The sequence below is a fragment of the Streptomyces sp. NPDC126510 genome (assembly GCF_040302345.1).
In the GTDB taxonomy this organism is placed as follows: domain Bacteria; phylum Actinomycetota; class Actinomycetes; order Streptomycetales; family Streptomycetaceae; genus Streptomyces.
This window is the reverse complement of the sequence record NZ_JBEORR010000001.1, coordinates 194,014-211,183: the sequence shown is the minus strand read 5'-3', so window position 1 is coordinate 211,183 and position 17,170 is coordinate 194,014. Positions and strand designations below refer to the sequence as shown.

Here is a 17,170-nt window from a genome sequence, read left to right as displayed (position 1 = left end):
TCAGTCGCCCACCCTCTCCAGCAACGCCACCGGCAGCCCCTCGAACAGGTCCGCCACCCGCGCGTGCCCCGAGAAGTCGCGCCCCGGCTCCAGCACGTCCGCCCAGCGGCCCGGCGGCAGCGCCAGCCGCGTGTCCCGCCAGCCGCCGGCCTCCGCGAGCCGCAGGGACAGGCGGGTCACGGCCGTCAGCACCGCGCCGGAGCGTACGAAGGCCAGGCAGTGCGCCGCCGCCGGCCCCTGCGCCGGCAGGGGCATGTACGTCGCCGTGTCACCGAAACACTCGGGCCGCCGGGCCCGCAGCCCCAGCGCCGCCTTCGTCACCGCCGTCTTCTGGGCGGAGGTACCGCCGGACTCCGCGGGCGGGAAGTCCACCGCCCGCCGGTTGTCCGGGTCGACCAGCGCCCGGTACTCGGCCTCCGTGCCCTGGTAGACGTCCGGGACGCCCGGCATCGTCAGCTGCACCAGGGCCGTGCCCAGCACGTTGGCCCGGATGTACGGCGCCAGCGACTCCCGGAACGCGGCGACCCGCTCGCCCGGCGCCCCGCACGGCCCGGCCGCCACGAACCCCTCCACCGCCTCCTCGTACGGCGGCTCCTGTTCGGTCCAGCTCGTGTACAGGCCCGCCTCACGCACGTGCTTCAGCAGCGCTCCCTGCACCCGCTCCCGTGCCCCGGAGGCCGGCCCGAGCCCGAACACGGTCTGCCAGGCCGCCCACGCCAGCTGCGCGTCCGGCACCCCCTCCCCGGTGCGGGTCACCTCCGCGAGCACGTCCGCGAAGCGGTCCGGGCACTCGGTGAGCACGTGCAGCGCCGCCCGGACGTCCGCGCTGCGCTTGGTGTCGTGCGTCGTGGCCACCGTCCCGGTGACCGGCCAGTCGCGCTGCACGCGCGCGCAGTACGCGTGGAACTCCTCCGGCGACAAGGCGGGAGCACCCGGATTCCCGCCCACCTCGGTCGCCGACAGCAGCGGCACGTACCGGTAGAACGCCGTGTCCTCCACGGATTTGGCCCGCAGCGCCGAGGAGGTCTGCGCGAACCGCGTCCGGAACTCCACCTGGGCGGGCTCGTCGCCGTACCGTCCCAGCACCAGGTCCCGCACCACGTCCACCGCACCGGCCTCCTCGGGCACGGCGAAGGCGTGCCGGGCGTCGGCGGCGGCCTCCTCGGTGACCACGGACGCCGCGTCGGAGGACTCGTAGGGCCGGTAGACCTCCATACGGACCAGCAGCTCCTGGAGCGCGGTGCGCAGCGCCCAGGGGGCCCGGTCGCGCAGGGCCGGCTCCGGGGAGGTCGCGCACAGCCGGCTCGCCACCCGGGTGAGCCGGTCGGTCTCGGTGGCCAGCTCGTGCGTGAGCACCTTGTACGCCGCCCTGCGCACCGTCGCCTCCCACTGCCCGCCCCGGTCCGTCTGCGGGGCCGCGAAACGCCGGTACCGCCCCAGCAGGTCCCCGAACCCGGCGGGGTCCGTGAACACCCCGTCCACGTGCCGCAGGGCGTCGTAGCCGGTGGTCCCCGCGACGGGCCAGGACGCCGGCAGCCGCTCGCCGTCGGCGAGGATCTTCTCCACGACCGTCCAGCGGCCCCCGGTCGCCTCGTGCAGGCGCCGGAGGTAGCCGTCGGGGTCGGCGAGCCCGTCGGGGTGGTCGATGCGCAGCCCGTCGATCACCCCCTCGTGCAGCAGCCCGAGGATCTTGCCGTGGGTGGCCTCGAACACCTCCGGGTCCTCCACCCGCACCCCGATGAGCTCCGAGATGCTGAAGAACCGCCGGTAGTTGAGCTCGGTCCGGGCCAGCCGCCACCACACCGGCCGGTACCACTGCGCGTCCAGCAGATGCGGCAGCGGCAGGTCCTCGGTCCCCTCGCGCAGCGGCAGGACGTGGTCGTAGTAGCGCAGCACGTCACCGTCGACGCGCAGTTCGTCGAGCACCTCGCCCAGCGGCCCGCCGAGGACCGGCAGCAGCACCTGGCCGTCCTGCGCCTCCCAGTCGATGTCGAACCAGCGCGCGTACGGCGACTTCGGGCCCTCGCGCAGCACCTCCCACAGGGCGCGGTTGTGGCGCGGGGCCATGGCCATGTGGTTCGGGACGATGTCCACCACCAGGCCGAGACCGTGCTCGCGCGCGGTGCGCGCCAGCGCCCGCAGCCCCTCCTCACCGCCCAGTTCCTCGCGCACGCGCGCGTGGTCGACGACGTCGTAGCCGTGCCCCGAGCCCGGCACCGCCTCCAGGACGGGGGACAGGTGCAGGTGCGAGACGCCGAGCGAGGCCAGGTACGGCACGACGGCCGCGGCTGCTCCGAACGGGAACTCGGGCTGCAGCTGCAGCCGGTACGTGGCCGTGGGCACCACCGGGTCAAGACGCTCAGGTGTCATGGAAACGTACGTACCCGCCCTGCCGCCGTTCGTGTCATCCCCCGCGCCAGGTGCGCCGCGCGTCGCCCGGACGAGTGGCTTTCCGGACGACGCGCGCGCCGGGCGGTCACACGGGCCGCTGGAGCACCGTCATGCTCCGGTCCGTCAGGGTCAGCCGGTCCCCGGCCTGCACCTTGGTACCGGTGTCCGACGGCACACCGTCCGCGAGGGCGGTGTCGACCACGACCTCCCACTGCCGCCCGTGATTGACCGGAACGACGAACTCCAGCGGCTTGGGCGAGGCGTTGAACATCAGCAGGAACGAGTCGTCGGTGATGCGCTCCCCGCGTGCCCCGGGCTCGGAGATCGCGTTGCCGTTGAGGAACACCGTCAGCGCCGACGCCTGTGCCGAGTCCCAGTCCCGCTGGGTCATCTCCCGGCCGTCCGGGGTGAACCAGGCGATGTCGGACAGGTCGTCGTGGGTGCCCTCCACGGGCCGTCCGTGGAAGAAGCGCCGGCGGCGGAAGACCGGGTGGTTGCGCCGCAGCCACACCATCGCCCGGGTGAAGGCCAGCAGCCCGGTGCTCGCACCGCCCTCCGCGTCCTCGTCACCCTCGGGGTTCTCGTCGTTCTCGGGCCACTCGACCCAGGCGATCTCGTTGTCCTGGCAGTAGGCGTTGTTGTTGCCGCCCTGGGTGCGGGCGAACTCGTCGCCGTGGCTGATCATGGGCACGCCCTGGGACAGCATCAGCGTCGCCATGAAGTTCCGCATCTGCCGCTCCCGCAGGCGCAGCACGTCCGGGTCGTCGGTCTCGCCCTCGGCTCCGCAGTTCCAGGAGCGGTTGTGGCTCTCGCCGTCCCGGTTGTCCTCCCCGTTGGCCTCGTTGTGCTTGTCGTTGTAGGCCACCAGGTCGTGCAGGGGGAAGCCGTCGTGGCAGGTCACGAAGTTGATCGAGGCCAGCGGGCGGCGCCCGTCGTCCTGGTACAGGTCGGACGAGCCGGTCAGCCGCGAGGCGAACTCCGCGAGCGTGCGCTGCTCGCCCCGCCACAGGTCGCGCACGGTGTCCCGGTACTTGCCGTTCCACTCGGTCCACAGCGGCGGGAAGTTGCCCACCTGGTAGCCGCCCTCGCCCACGTCCCACGGCTCGGCGATCAGCTTCACCTGCGAGACCACCGGGTCCTGCTGCACCAGGTCGAAGAACGACGAGAGCCGGTCCACCTCGTGGAACTGGCGGGCCAGCGTCGCCGCCAGGTCGAAGCGGAACCCGTCGACGTGCATGTCCGTGACCCAGTACCGCAGCGAGTCCATGATCAGCTGGAGCACGTGCGGGGACCGCATGAGCAGGGAGTTCCCGGTCCCTGTCGTGTCCATGTAGTAGCGGGGGTCGTCCGTCAGCCGGTAGTAGCGCGAGTTGTCCAGGCCCTTGAAGGACAGGGTCGGGCCCAGGTGGTTGCCCTCGGCGGTGTGGTTGTAGACCACGTCGAGGATCACCTCGATCCCGGCCTCGTGCAGCGCCTTGACCGCCGACTTGAACTCCAGCACCTGCTGGCCCCGGTCGCCCCAGGAGGCGTAGGCGTTGTGCGGGGCGAAGAAACCGATGGTGTTGTAGCCCCAGTAGTTGTTCAGGCCCATGTCGACCAGGCGGTGATCGTTCACGAACTGGTGTACGGGCATCAGCTCCAGCGCCGTGACCCCGAGCTCGGTGAGGTGCTCGATGATCGCCGGGTGCGCGAGGGCCGCGTAGGTGCCGCGCAGCTCCTCCGGGAGGCCCGGATGCCGCATGGTGAGGCCCTTGACGTGGGCCTCGTAGATCACCGTGTGGTGGTACTCGGTGCGCGGGCGCCGGTCGTCGCCCCAGTCGAAGTAGGGGTTGACCACGACGGACGTCATCGTGTGCGGCGCCGAGTCGAGATCGTTGCGCCGGCCGGGATCGTCGAAGTGGTAGCCGTAGACCTCCTCGCCCCAGTTGATCGAACCGCTGATCGCACGCGCGTACGGGTCGAGCAGCAGTTTCGCGGAGTTGCAGCGCAGCCCGCGCTCCGGGGCGTACGGGCCGTGCACCCGGAACCCGTACCGCTGCCCCGGCATGATGCCGGGCACGTACGCGTGCCGCACGAAGGCGTCGCTCTCGCGGAGCTCGATCGCCGTCTCCGAGCCGTCGTCGTGCAGCAGACACAGCTCTACTCGGTCCGCGGCCTCCGTGAAGACCGCGAAGTTGGTACCGGCGCCGTCGTACGTGGCACCGAGTGGATACGCCTCGCCAGGCCAGACCTGCATGGATACGACTCTTTCAGGTGTGCGGCGCCGGTGGGGACGCCTTGGTCCCGAGTCTCCCCGAAAGTGAGGGAACCTCCTATGACTTATCTCCCTCTTACCGAGTGACCAGTGCATACGCGGTATGCCAGATCAATGGGGCCAACACATACTCCCGGGGCTTGGGGGAGTAGGGGGAAGACGTGCGCAACATAGTGCACCGCCACCTGGGCAAGATGGTGGCCGGTACCGCCATCGCGGTGGCCGGGACCGCCGTGATGGTGGCGGTGACCCTGCCGGGCACGGCGGGGGCGGACGACAGCGGCACCCCTGCGGGGCGGTCCGCCCCGCAGGCGGCCGGAGCCGCGGGGGCGGGCGCCGCGGGGGGCGGCAAGGCCGTGGCGCCGGGTGTCGTCGAGGCTGCCCCCGCCGAGGGGCAGAAGGGCGAGGGCCGTGATCCGCTGACCGACGACGAGCTGAAGCGGGTCGAGAAGATCGCCCTCAGCCGGCAGCTGTTCCGGAGCAGCGAGAGCGTCGACGGGGAACGCGGTCCCGAGCGCCTCGGCGTCGATCTCGCCGAGCCCGAGGCCGACGAGGCGGGCAGGCCGGACGCGCCCCGGCGCGCCGACGTGACGTTCTACGACTACCGGGACGACACCCTCGTCACCCGGACCGTCGATCTCGGCACCGGCACGGTGGTGCACACCGACACCCAGCACGGCGTCCAGCCGCCGCTGAGCCGCGCCGAGAAGGCCGAGGCGGCCGGCCTCCTGATCGCCGACCCGCTCGGCTCGGGCCTGAAGGCCGACTACAAGGACGCCACCGGCAAGGCGCTCACCTCCCCGGACCAGCTCCAGCTCAGCGGAGCCGTCTACCGGGCCGCGCCGGGCGCCCAGCCCGCCGTGCTCGACAAGTGCGGGGAGCACCGCTGCGTCCGGCTGTTCCCGAAGGTCAAGAACGGTCCGTGGGTCGACGCCAGGTCGCTGGTGATCGACCTGAGCGCCCGCAAGGTCGCCCGGCTCGATCACTGACCAGACCGCCTCACTCACCGTCCACCTCGCTCCTCCTCCTCAGGGAGTCATCTCGTCATGCGCGTGAACACCGACAGCAGGGCCCGCACCCGCGCGGCCGTGGGCCTGACCGTGGCCGTGCTGGCCGCGGGCGCCACGGCCGGCGCGGGACCGGCCACCGCCTAGCCGAAGGCCGCCCCCGCCGCGCCGCCCGCAGCCGACTGCAGCGCCGCCTACCGCGTCGAGCAGAAGCTCTCCTCCGGCACCACCTGGCGGATGTGCTGGCGCTACGACGGCAAGGCCGGCCTCGTCCTGGAGAACATCTCGTACCAGCCCAAGGGCGAACCCAAACAGATCAAGGTCCTCAACAGTGCCCGCCTCGGCCAGATCCACGTCCCCTACGACGACGGCAACGTCGAGTACGACGACCTCACCGGCTTCGACTTCGCCCAGGGGCTGATGAACCTCGCGCCGAGCGAGTGCCCCGGCGGCACCATCAAGACCGTCAAGGTCCCGGACTCCTGGAACGAGGACCCGAACGTCAAGGGCCTGTGCACCACCACCCGCTCCCGCGGCCACGCCTACCGCATGCAGGGCGACACCGCGAACAAGGTCTTCCAGGCCGAGGGCAAGGACCTCCTCGTCTACACGGTGAACCAGGTCGGCTGGTACGAGTACATGACCGAGTGGCGCTTCCAGGACGACGGCACGATCACCATGAACGTCGGCGCCACCGGCAGCCTCTCCTGGGACGACTACGACGCCGGCGACGGCCGCGGCTGGCCGATCGGCAAGGGCGCGAGCGCGGCCAAGGCCACCAGCCACAGCCACAACGCCTTCTGGCGACTCGACTTCGCGCTCGACGGCTCCACGAAGAACACCGTCGAGCAGTACGACTCCACCGTCACCGCGCCCACCCGGGGCCAGCGCGCGCCCACCACCAGGACCACCCGCACCAAGGTCGCCAAGGAACTGGCCGGGGACAGCAAGAGCTACCGCTGGTGGCGCGTGGTCAGCGCGACCGGAAAGAACAAGGACGGACACGCGCGCTCCTACGAGATCGTCCCCGGGCCCACCACCAAGTACCCCGGCCGCAGCTACACCAAGCACGACGTGTACGTCACGCAGTACAACAAGTGCGAACTGTTCGCCAGCAACAACCCCGGCAACTGCGGGGCGGGCGCCGGGAAGTCCGTCGACAAGTGGGTGAACGGACAGGCCCTGACCCACCCGGTGGTCTGGACGAACATCGGCTTCCACCACATAGCCCGGGACGAGGACCAGCAGCCCATGCCCGTCCACTGGCAGGGGTTCTCCATCGTCCCGCGCGACGTCACCGCCATGAATCCGCTCACTCCGGCCGAGCTCGGCTGGCAGAACGGGCACTGGCGGCCCAGGGGTTGAGAATCAGCCTGCCCATCCGGCTGCACCGCCGACCGCTCCCGGAGTACCCTTCCTTGATCGTTGACAAGGGCAGTGTGCGGGGGAGCGGAAGGCGGTGCGCGGGTGGGCTCGGGAGGGCTGGAGCTGCCCCCTGGTGACGAGGGTCACGAGGGGAACTCCACAGACGTCCCGACCGGTGCCGTGTCCCTGGCGCGGCCGATGGACGCGACGGGCTCGATCGGCCCGGAACTGGACTGGGACGCCGACGCCTGGCGCGAGGTGCGCACCCGCGCCCAGCGGGCCGGCCGGGCCTACATCTGGCTGAACCTCGTCGAACAGCGGCTGCGCGCCGTCGTCGCCGCCGTGCTGCGGCCCGTCTACGAACCCGTCCACGGCGAGGACTGGGTGGTGGCCGCCGCCGGACCGGCCGGCCAGGAATGGGTGCAGCGCGCGGTGGCCGTGCGCGAGGTCAGCCGCCGCAAGGGCTATCTGCTCGACCCGGCCGACGACAACGTCCTCTCCTTCCTCACCCTGCCCCAGCTGCGCGAGCTGATGGTGCAGCACTGGCCGTGCTTCGAGCCGTACTTCGACGACCGCCGGGACGTCGAACTCGCCCTGGACGAGCTGGAGGTCACCCGCAACGTCGTCTCCCGCAACCGGGCCCTGTCCGAGGCGGTGCTCAACCAGGCCGAGCGGGCCTCGGCACGGCTGCTGGAGATGCTCGGCGCGGGCGGTGACGTGCCCTCGGCGCGCCGGCTGCCGATCGACGCCGTCGAGGACCTGGTCGGCGACCGGTACGCCGATGTCGTCGCCGTCCACCCGGACCGGGTGCGGCTGATGCGGCAGTTCCCGGCCGAGGACATCTTCGGCGGGGCCCGCCGCCTCGACGCCATCGGTATCGGCCTCAACCTGCTCGTGCAGAACTTCTCCGGCCGGCGTCTGGTGCGGCTGGCCGAGTCCGGCTGCCGGGTCAGGCTGCTGTTCCTCAACCCGGCCTCCAGTGCGGTCAAGCGCCGCGAGCGCGAACTGGGCATCAAGCGCGGCGAACTCAGCCGGGCCGTCGAGATGAACATCCTGCACATGCGCCGGGTGCGCGCCCGGCTGCGCGATCCCGGAGCCTTCGAGATCCAGGTGTTCGACGAGACGCCCCGCTTCACGGCGTACCTGGTGGACGGCGACGGCGCGGACGGCGTCGCGGTCGTGCAGAGCTATCTGCGCCGCACCCGGGGCATGGAGGCACCGGTGTTCGTGCTGCGCAACGGCAGCAAGGTGGTCAAGTCGGGCGAGATGGACGAAAGTGGCCTCTTCCCCACCTATCGCGAGGAGTTCGAGGTGATGTGGGCGGATTCGCGGCCGGTGTCATGAACTGCGCCCCGGTGCGGGGTGGTTCTCCGGCCCGCCGCCGGGCATGAGCCGAACGCGATCCTCTGATTGTCAGTGGTGCGTGCGAAGGTGGGAACCACTGGGGGAACGCACCACAAGAAGGGGGACCACCCATGGGCTGGCACCGGGAGCTGCTGGTCGGCTTCGACCTGGAGACGACGGGTACGGATCCGCGCGAGGCGCGGATCGTCACGGGGGCCGTGATCGAGGTCAGGGGCGCGGAGCCGATCGGGCGCCGCGAGTGGCTGGCCGACCCGGGAGTGCCGATCCCCGAGGACGCGGTGGCGGTGCACGGCATCAGCAACGAGCGGGCGGCGGCCGAGGGCAGACCCGCCGACCAGGTGGCGGACGCCCTCGCCGACGTCCTCACCTCCTACTGGAGGACGGGCGTGCCGGTCGTCGCCTACAACGCGGCCTTCGACCTCACCCTGCTCTCCGCGGAGTTGCGCCGTCACGGGCTGCCGTCCCTGCGGGACCGCCTGGGCGGCGTGCACCCGGCCCCGGTCATCGACCCGTACACCATCGACCGCTGGGTCGACCGCTACCGCCGCGGCAAACGCAATCTCGAAGCGGTCTGCGCCGAGTACGGCGTCGTCCTCGACACCGCCCACGACGCCATGGCCGATGCCCTGGCGGCGGCCCGCCTGGCCGGGGCGATAGCCGACCGCCACCCCAAGATCGCCGGCCTCGGCCCGGCGGCTCTGCACCACCACCAGATCGAGTGGTACGCCGAGTGGGCGGCGGACTTCCAGAGCTTCCTGCGCGGCAAGGGCGACCCCACCGCCTCGGTCGACGGGACGTGGCCGCTGCGCGAGTTGGCGGACGAGCCGGTCTGAGGCGGCGGGCAGGCGGGAGGGGGTCAGGCGCCGGGGGCCGGGTGCCGGACGGTCAGAACGGATACCACCGCACCGTCTCGTCCCCGTCCCTGAGAGACCTCACCCGCCGCTCGAACTCGGCCAGCGCCTTGGGGTTGCTCGGCGCATGCTGGGCGACCCACGCACAACTGGCCGTCTCCCGGGCCCCGCGCAGCACACCACAGCCCTCCCAGCCGCGGACGTCCCAGCCGTAGGCCTCCGTGAACGACGCGTACGCCTCGTCCGGCAGCCCGTACCGGTCGTGGGACAGCGCCATCACCACGAGGTCGTGCTCCCGCAGGTCCGCGGACACCGTCTCCAGATCCACCAGCACGGGCCCGTCCGGTCCGACGTGCACATTGCGCGGCAGCGCGTCCCCGTGGATCGGCCCCGGCGGCAGATGCGGTGTGAGCGCGGCGGCCCGATCGGCGAACCCGTCGCGCCGCTCGCGCAGATACGCCGCGTCCGCCGGATCGATGGCATCCCCGGCGAGCCGCAGCCACCGCTCCACACCGCCCAGCAGATCGCGGGGCGGGAGTGCGAAGGGAGGAAGGGACACGGCGTGCACGAGCCGGAGCAGTTCGGCCAAGTCCCGCGGCTCGGCAGGCCGCACCGCGTCCGGCAGCCGGTGCCACACCGTCACCGGATGCCCGTCGACCAGCAGCGCCTTCGGCTCGGCCGCCCGCACGGCCGGCACACCCGCCTCGGCGAGCCACACCGCGACGTCCAGCTCGCGGCGCGCCCGGTCGAGGAGTTCGGCGTCCCGGCCGACCTTGACGACCAGGTCTCCGGCGGCGAACACCGCGTTCTCACCGAGAGCGAGCAGCCGCGCCGCCCCGGCCGCACCGGGCAGCACCCCAGCCGCGTCCAGTACGTCCCGCGCCCGTGCCTCGTCCATCGTCCCGCCTCCGTCGTCCACGCCTCGACCGTCGGGTTCCGGCCATCCACCGGTCAGTGTCGCATCGGCACAGGTCGGACGGCGTACGCGGTGCCTTGACGAGGCATATGGCTACCACGAGCATGACCAGGCCGGCCGAGCCGCGCGAAGGGGCTGATTCCGTGACACGGGTGTCCGAGGCAGCATCCCCTTCGCCCCCTCCGCCGCCCTCGCCGCGTACGTCACCGAGATGGCGGGCCGGCCGCGGGCCGGGCGCAGACCGGCCCGGGCACGTCGTCGACCACGGCGCCTGGTTCCTGGTGCTGCCGGCCCTGATCCCGATCCTCGTCCTCAGCGCCGGCCCGCTGCTGTACGGCATCCTGCTGGCCTTCACCGACGCCCAGTCGGGCCGCGTTCAGCCCACCCGCTGGATCGGCGTCCTCAACTTCCGGGACCTGTGGCACGACACGCTGTTCTGGGAGTCGTTCCGGGTCGGGCTGGTGTGGGCGGTCGGGGTGACCGTGCCGCAGTTCCTGCTGGCGCTGGGCCTCGCCCTGCTGCTCAACCAGGACCTGCGGCTGCGCTGGCTGGCCCGGGCCCTGGCGATCATCCCCTGGGCCATGCCCGAGGTCGTCGTCGGCATCATGTGGCGGCTCGTCTACAACCCGGACGCGGGCATCCTCAACGAGACCCTGCGCGACCTCGGGCTGGGCGGCGGCCGGGACTGGCTCAGCGGACTGGCGACCGCGCTGCCCGCCGTGATCGTCGTCGGCGTCTGGGCGGGCATGCCCCAGACCACGGTCGCGCTGCTCGCCGGGCTGCAGAACACCCCGCGCGAACTGCACGAGGCGGCGGCGGTCGACGGCGCGGGCGCCTGGCGCCGCTTCCGCACGGTCACCTGGCCCGCCCTCAAGCCCATCGCCCTCGCCATCACCGCCCTCAACCTCATCTGGAACTTCAACTCCTTCGCCCTGGTCTACGTGCTGACCAGCGGCGGACCCGGCGGCAGAACCCGGCTGCCCATGCTCTTCGCCTACGAAGAGGCCTTCCGCTACGGCCAGTTCGGCTACGCGGCGGCGATGGGCTGCGTGATGGTGGCCGTGATCTCGATCGCCCTGGCCGTCTTCCTCGCCGGCCGCCTCAAGGGAGGTGACGACGCGTGAAGACCGGTCGCCCGGCCCGCGTCGGCCAGTACGCCGCGCTGCTCGCCTACCTCGTCTTCCTCGCCTTCCCGTTCCTCTGGCTGGTCTCCACCGCGTTCAAGCCACCGCGCGAGCTGGGCAGTCTGCACCCGACGTGGATCCCGCAGGACCCCACGTTCGACAACTTCCGGCAGGCCTTCGACGAGCAACCGCTGCTGCACGCCGCCCTCAACTCCCTGCTCGCCGCGCTCGCGGCGGCCGTCGTCGCCGTGCTCGTCGCGACTCCGATGGCCTACGTCGTCGCCCGGCGCCGCACCCGGCTCGCGAAGGCGGTGACGGGCTGGGTGGTGGTCAGCCAGGCGTTCCCGTTCGTCCTGCTGATCATCCCGCTGTTCCTGGTGCTGAAGAACCTCCGTCTGATCAACTCGCTGCCGGGGCTGGTGCTGGTGTACGTGGTCTGGGCGCTGCCCTTCGCCCTGTGGATGCTCGCCGGGTACGTACGGGCCGTGCCGCCCGAGCTGGAGGAGGCCGCGGCGGTCGACGGGGCGGGCCGGGTACGGACGCTGGTGTCGGTGACCGCGCCGCTGCTCGCGCCGGGCATCGTGGCGACCGGACTGTTCGCGTTCATCACCGCGTGGAACGAGTTCTTCTTCGCGCTCGTGCTCCTCAAGACCCCGGAGAAACAGACCCTGCCCGTGGTCCTCACCCACTTCATCGGCGCCGAGGGCGTCGCCGACCTCGGCCCGCTCGCGGCCGCCGCGTTCCTCGCGACCCTGCCCTCCCTGGTCGTCTTCGCCCTCATCCAGCGGCGGATCACGGGCGGCATGCTCACCGGGGCGGTGAAGAGCTGATGCGCGCACGCCTGCCGGCCCTGGTCCTGGCCCTTCTGCTGCTCCTCGCCGGCTGTTCCTCCGGCGGCACCCGCGACGACGGACGGATCACCCTGCGCTTCCAGTCCCTGGCCTGGCAGGAGGAGTCCGTCGAGGCCAACAAGCAGCTGGTGAGGGAGTGGAACGCCACCCACCCGAACGTCCGGGTCGAGTACGTCCAGGGCACCTGGGACAGCGTCCACGACCAGCTCCTCACCGCTTTCGAGGGCGGCGAGGCACCCGACATCATCCACGACGCCTCCGACGACCTCGCGGACTTCGCCTACGGCGGCAACCTCGCCGATCTCACCGGTCTGCTGCCCGAGAGGTTGAAGTCGGACATCCCGCAACGCAGTTGGGAGACGACGACCTTCGGGCACGGCGTCTACGGAGTGCCGTTTCTTCAGGAACCGCGCGTGCTGATCGCCAACGCCGCCTGGCTCAGGAAGTCCGGCGTGCGGATCCCGACGGCACGGGAGCCGTGGAGCTGGGCCGAGTTCCGCCGGATCACCGAACGCCTCAGCGGCCGGGGGAAGTACGGCGTCGCCTGGCCGTTGAAGGAACCCGTCTCCGCCACGCTCAACCTCTCGCTGTCGGCAGGTGGGCGGCTGTTCCACCGCGGGCCGGACGGCAAGGTGACGGTGCGGTTCGGGGCGGCCGACCAGGTGGTGCCGCGCACGGTTCACGCCCAGGCGAACGCCGACCGCAGCGCCTCTCCGACGACCCTGGGCAGCGGCGGCTCCGACACGCTGCCCGGCTTCTTCGCGGGCCGGTACGCGATGGTCCCGCTCGGTTTCTCCTACCGCCAGCAGATCGCCCAGCAGGCCCCGAAGGGCTTCGACTGGCAGGTGCTGCCCGCTCCGGCGGGGGCCGGCGGCCTCACCCAGGGCGTCAGCCCGCAGACGCTCTCCATCGCCGAGGACTGCCCGCACAAGAAGGAGGCCGCGGAGTTCCTCGACTTCTTCCTCAGGCCACCGAACATGGTCCGTCTCGCCCTCGGCGACTGGATGCTGCCCACCGGCAGGCAGGCCCTGCGGGACCCCGCCCTGCGCCGGACGAAGGACGGCTGGGACACCGGCACAGCCCTCGCCGAGCACCTGAGACCGGCACCGGCCCAGTCCGTCCGCGGCTACCCGGAGTGGAAGGACAAGGTCGCCACGCCCGCGTTCCAGGAGTACTACAGCGGGGCGATCGGCCTGCGTGAGCTGCGCGTTCGCCTGGAGGAGGACGGCAACCTGGTGCTGGCGCGCTACCAGCGCTGAGCACGGGTCCCGTCACCGCCGCCATCGAAGCGTAGACAGTGTCTACGCCCTCCTGGTAGGCACTGTCACATGGATGCCGAGGGGACGCTGCGGGAGCGGCTGGTCGATGCCGGGGTGGAGCTGGTGCTGTCCGAGGGCAGCGGCTCGGTCGGGCTGCGGGAGATCGCCCGCCGGGCGGGTGTGTCGCACGGCGCGCCCCGGCGGTACTTCCCGACGCACCGGGCGCTGCTGTCGGCCATCGCCCGCCGGGGTTTCGAGGAACTGGGCGCGCGGTCCGTCGCGGCGACGAGTGACATCACCCAGCCGCGTGGGCAGCTGGCGGCACTCGCGCGGGTGTACGTCGCCTTTGCGCGGGAGCGGCGTGGCATGTTCGAGTTGATGTTCCGTCATGACCTCCTCGACAGCGACGGACAGGGCGAGGCTCCGGCCGAAGAGGCCGGGCCCCGGCTGCGGGAGGCGACGCTGCCGATGTTCGAGCGGGTCGTCGCGCTCGTCGCCCGGTGCCGGGGTGGGGCCTCGGAGGCCTCGGCGGCCGTCACCGCGGCCGCCCTCTGGTCGAATCTGCACGGTATCGCCGAACTGTGGTCCTGGGGCAGTCTGCAACTCGCCCTCGGCGGCGGCCCGGGCGAGGAGCCCGCCGACAGCCCCGACCGGATCGTCGAGGCGGCGCTGGACGCCCATCTCGGCCCGGCCGCCTCATGACCGCGCGGCTGCGACACTCCGCCCCGCTGCTCGTCAGCGCGGCCGGGGCGATGATCGTCGCGCTGGACGGCACCGTCCTGCTGGTGGCGCAGCCCGGCCTGCAGCGCGCACTCGCCGCCGACCCCGCACAGGTCCAGTGGACCAGCACCGGTTACCTCGTCGCCGTGGCCGCCCTGCTCGTCCTCGCGGGCCGGCTGGGGGACCGGTACGGGCACCTGCGGCTGCTGCGTATCGGTCTGCTCGGGTTCGGCGCCGCCTCCGCCGGGATCGCCCTCGCGCCCTCGGTCGGCTGGGTGATCGCCCTGCGAGTGGTCCAGGGCCTGTTCGGCGCCCTGCTCCAGCCGGCGACACTCGCGGTGCTGCGGTCGGCCTACCCGGAGCGGGAGCTCCGCCGGGCCGTCGCCGTGCGGACCGGAGCGATCGCGGTGGCCGCCGGGAGCGGCCCGGTGCTCGGGGGAGTCCTCGTGGCGCACTTCGGATGGCGGGCCGTGTTCTGGCTCAACGTCCCGGTCGTGCTCGCCGCGGTGCTGCTCGCTCTCGCGGTCCGCCTTCCCGCCCCCGAGCGACCGGCCCCGCAGCCGCTCGACCTCACCGGCGCGGTGCTGCTGGCGGGCACCCTCGCGCTCCTCGTCCACGCCCTGGCGGGCGTCCCGGCGCACGGCTGGGCCACCGCGCCCACGCTGCTCGAACTGTCCGCCGTGGCGGCCCTGGCGGCCGCGCTCGCCGTGAGCCGGCGCCGGGCCGCCCATCCGATCGTGCCGTCGGCCGTGACACGGTCGGTTGCGGTGACAGCCTCCATGACGCTGCTCCTGCTCACCACCGCGGGTCTGTTCGGCAGCCTGTTCACCGCCACCTTCCTCCTCCAGGGCGTCCTGGGCCTGGACCCTCTCGCCACCGGGCTCCGGGTCCTGCCGCTCACGCTGCTGATGGTGCTCGGGTCGCCACTGGCGAGCGTCGCCCTGGGCCGTTGGGGTCCGCGACCGACCGCCGTCACCGGAACGCTCCTGGTCGTGCTCGGTGTCGTGGGCCTCGCGTGGTTGTCCGCGAGTGACGCGGTGGGGCCGTCGGGGGCTTTCTTCGCTCTGCTCGGTGCCGGGTTCGCCGCCGTCATGGTCACCGCCACCGGCACGGTCGTCGCAGATGCGCCACCCGAGTACGCCGGAGCCGTCGGCGGGCTCAAACAGACGGCGACGAACATCGGCCCGACCCTCGGCATCGCCGTCGCGACGAGCGCGGGCGCCGCCGCCTCCGCCGGCCCCACCCTGCTCGTCCTGGCCGCGATCACGGCCCTCGGCCTGCTCCCCGCGGCGCTGCTGCCCGGGAACCGAAAGGCGGGCACGCCGGAACGACCGTCCGGACGCGAGGGAGAGGTCCTTACGCGCCGATAACCCCAAGGGCCCCCTAGGGCTGTCGGCCCGTGCCCTCACCCGTCGAGTCGTCGTCACACCGCGACGGCCTGACGGGTGAGGGTCAGCCGGGCGTTGTCGAGCGTGGCGTCCATGCGTGCCGCCTGGCCCTTGGTGAACATGAACATCGCGGCGTCGTCGGTGTAGTCCATGTAGTTCATGAACATGTCGCCGTCCGGTCCGTTGCCGCACGTCACGTGGGGGAAGGTGGGGGAACCGGCGTTCGCCCCGGCCTGGTTGGGGGTGTCCGACACGAAGTCGCTGCCGCTGCAGCCCTCGTCGTCGTCGCCCCAGATGTGCCGCAGGTTCAGCCAGTGCCCGATCTCGTGCACGGCCGTGCGGCCGCCGTCGAAGGGGGCCGTCGCGGTGCCGGTGGTACCGAGGGCGGTGTGGGTGATGACCACGCCGTCCGTGGAGGCGGCGCCGCCCGGGAACTGGGCGTAGCCCAGCAGCCCACGCCGGAGCTGACAGACCCAGAGGTTCAGATAGATGTCCGCGGGCCAGGCGTCCTGGCCCCCGCTCAGGCTGAACTTGACCAGGTCGTCGGTGCCCCAGTCGCCGACCGCGCTCTCGGTGCGGGTGATGCCGTCCGTGGGGCGGCCCAGCGGGTCGGTCCGGGCGAGGTGGAACTGCAGGCGGGCGTCGGCCACCAGGTCCTGCCAGACCGCGGGCACCTTGCTCACGTCCGGATTGCTCGCCCGGAAGTCCTGGTTGAGCACGTCGATCTGACTGTGGATCTGGGCATCGCTCACGTTCTGCTCGGGGTGGCTGTGCACGACGTGCACGACGACGGGGATGTCGATCATGCCCTGCCGCGCGGTGACCTGATCCATCGACTCGTAGGCGAACGCGGTGTTCTCGATCAGGGCCCGGTTCTCGGCGTACTCCGGGTTCAGGGTGAGGAGTCTGCGGTGCACCTCCATGACGCCGCACCAGCGGCTGTAGTCGGGCGAGGTGGCGCGAAGGAATGCCTGCGCATCGGACATGGCGTGCCCTTCGAGGGGAGCGGTGGTGCGCCGCGCACGCGGCTGCGGAACTGCGCGTCTGAAACGCGTCGCGAGGGCCGGGCGACGTCGGGCGGAGCGGTCGGTTGCCCGTTCCCTCCGAACCCATACACTGATAATTCTAGTCACTTTGGCCTAAGAGCGACAATGTTGACGGTGTCGGACGAGTGAGGTGGCCGGGTCATGCGAGAGCCCCCGCCGGGTCTGTTCCGCTCGTGGCTCCACTCCTACGAGGAGGACCACGAGGACGTGCGGGTCTACCGGCCGGACGACTTCCCCTTCCCGCCCGCCCGCGGCCGCCGCGGCATGGAGTTCGCCTCCGACGGCACCCTCGTCGACCACCCGCTGGGCCGCGGTGACGCCCCCGGCGCCGTGCCCGGCCGCTGGCGGCTCGTGTCGGACCGACACCTCGCGCTCACCTTCGGGGGTGCCCGCCCGGACCGGGAACTGGAGATCGTGCGCTGCGACGAGCGGGTGCTCCAGGTGCGGCGGCTGGTGTAGTGCCCGATCGCGCACCTGAGCCATCTCAAGTTGAACGAGAAACCTTACGGTTGAGCCGTCAATTTCATCCCGCGGCGGGTGACTTGCCACCCTGCTCTGAGCAGCGGAAACTGTAAATGATGACGTAGAGCCCACCGACACTCCGACTCTGCGCCGCCCCGACGGACGAACACC

At 71.9% G+C, this 17,170-nt stretch carries 13 protein-coding genes and 1 pseudogene; 10 read left to right on the top strand and 4 right to left on the bottom strand.

Annotation, left to right across the window (positions count from 1 at the left end):
• Together treY and glgX are read right to left on the bottom strand one after the other, a co-directional pair.
• The gene (gene treY / locus ABTX60_RS00785) at positions 1-2,370 is read right to left on the bottom strand and encodes a malto-oligosyltrehalose synthase (protein WP_352094915.1); all 2,370 of its coding nucleotides are present in this window, start codon (positions 2,368-2,370) and stop codon (positions 1-3) included.
• Positions 2,371-2,476: 106 nt separating this feature from the next.
• Positions 2,477-4,627: a glycogen debranching protein GlgX gene (glgX, locus tag ABTX60_RS00780; RefSeq protein ID WP_352094914.1), complete on the bottom strand. Its 2,151-nt coding sequence runs from the start codon at positions 4,625-4,627 to the stop codon at positions 2,477-2,479.
• Positions 4,628-4,806: 179 nt separating this feature from the next.
• On the opposite strand from glgX, the gene ABTX60_RS00775 reads away from it, so the two are divergent.
• From ABTX60_RS00775 to ABTX60_RS00760, 4 genes and pseudogenes are all read left to right on the top strand, one after another.
• Complete coding sequence (locus tag ABTX60_RS00775) at positions 4,807-5,634, top strand: Tat pathway signal sequence domain protein (protein ID WP_352094913.1); 828 nt, start codon at positions 4,807-4,809, stop codon at positions 5,632-5,634.
• Between the two features lie 57 nt (positions 5,635-5,691).
• Positions 5,692-7,017 (top strand): annotated as a pseudogene (locus ABTX60_RS00770) (copper amine oxidase).
• Positions 7,018-7,119: 102 nt separating this feature from the next.
• Entirely contained in the window at positions 7,120-8,361 is a 1,242-nt protein-coding gene (locus ABTX60_RS00765) for a DUF5919 domain-containing protein (protein ID WP_352094912.1), read from the top strand.
• A 131-nt stretch (positions 8,362-8,492) separates the two neighbouring features.
• A complete protein-coding gene (locus ABTX60_RS00760; RefSeq protein ID WP_352094911.1) occupies positions 8,493-9,215 on the top strand; it encodes a 3'-5' exonuclease in 723 nt (240 codons plus the stop codon).
• 52 nt (positions 9,216-9,267) lie between these two features.
• On the opposite strand, the gene ABTX60_RS00755 is transcribed toward ABTX60_RS00760, so the two are convergent.
• Positions 9,268-10,131, bottom strand: a complete 864-nt coding sequence (locus ABTX60_RS00755) for a phosphotransferase enzyme family protein (protein ID WP_352095129.1) — start codon at positions 10,129-10,131, stop codon at positions 9,268-9,270.
• A 170-nt stretch (positions 10,132-10,301) separates the two neighbouring features.
• Here ABTX60_RS00755 and ABTX60_RS00750 point away from each other — a divergent pair, with 170 nt between their 5' ends.
• The 5 genes from ABTX60_RS00750 to ABTX60_RS00730 all read left to right on the top strand — a co-directional run bounded on the left by ABTX60_RS00750 (position 10,302) and on the right by ABTX60_RS00730 (position 15,473).
• Positions 10,302-11,273, top strand: a complete 972-nt coding sequence (locus ABTX60_RS00750) for a carbohydrate ABC transporter permease (protein WP_352094910.1) — start codon at positions 10,302-10,304, stop codon at positions 11,271-11,273.
• Positions 11,270-12,103, top strand: a complete 834-nt coding sequence (locus tag ABTX60_RS00745) for a carbohydrate ABC transporter permease (RefSeq protein ID WP_352094909.1) — start codon at positions 11,270-11,272, stop codon at positions 12,101-12,103. Before ABTX60_RS00750 ends, ABTX60_RS00745 begins: the two co-directional genes overlap by 4 nt.
• Entirely contained in the window at positions 12,103-13,383 is a 1,281-nt protein-coding gene (locus ABTX60_RS00740; protein ID WP_352094908.1) for an ABC transporter substrate-binding protein, read from the top strand. Before ABTX60_RS00745 ends, ABTX60_RS00740 begins: the two co-directional genes overlap by 1 nt.
• Before the next feature lie 69 nt (positions 13,384-13,452).
• On the top strand, positions 13,453-14,085 hold the full coding sequence (locus tag ABTX60_RS00735) for a TetR/AcrR family transcriptional regulator (protein WP_352094907.1): 633 nt from the start codon (positions 13,453-13,455) through the stop codon (positions 14,083-14,085).
• On the top strand, positions 14,082-15,473 hold the full coding sequence (locus ABTX60_RS00730; protein WP_352094906.1) for an MFS transporter: 1,392 nt from the start codon (positions 14,082-14,084) through the stop codon (positions 15,471-15,473). Before ABTX60_RS00735 ends, ABTX60_RS00730 begins: the two co-directional genes overlap by 4 nt.
• A gap of 53 nt (positions 15,474-15,526) precedes the next feature.
• Here the strand turns inward: ABTX60_RS00730 and ABTX60_RS00725 are convergent, their stop codons facing one another.
• Complete coding sequence (locus ABTX60_RS00725) at positions 15,527-16,477, bottom strand: zinc metalloprotease (RefSeq protein ID WP_352094905.1); 951 nt, start codon at positions 16,475-16,477, stop codon at positions 15,527-15,529.
• Between the two features lie 201 nt (positions 16,478-16,678).
• Between ABTX60_RS00725 and ABTX60_RS00720 the strand changes: the two genes are divergently transcribed.
• Positions 16,679-16,996 carry a hypothetical protein gene (locus ABTX60_RS00720; RefSeq protein WP_352094904.1) on the top strand — a complete coding sequence of 106 codons (318 nt, stop codon included), beginning with the start codon at positions 16,679-16,681 and terminating at the stop codon, positions 16,994-16,996.
• Positions 16,997-17,170 lie beyond the last annotated feature (174 nt).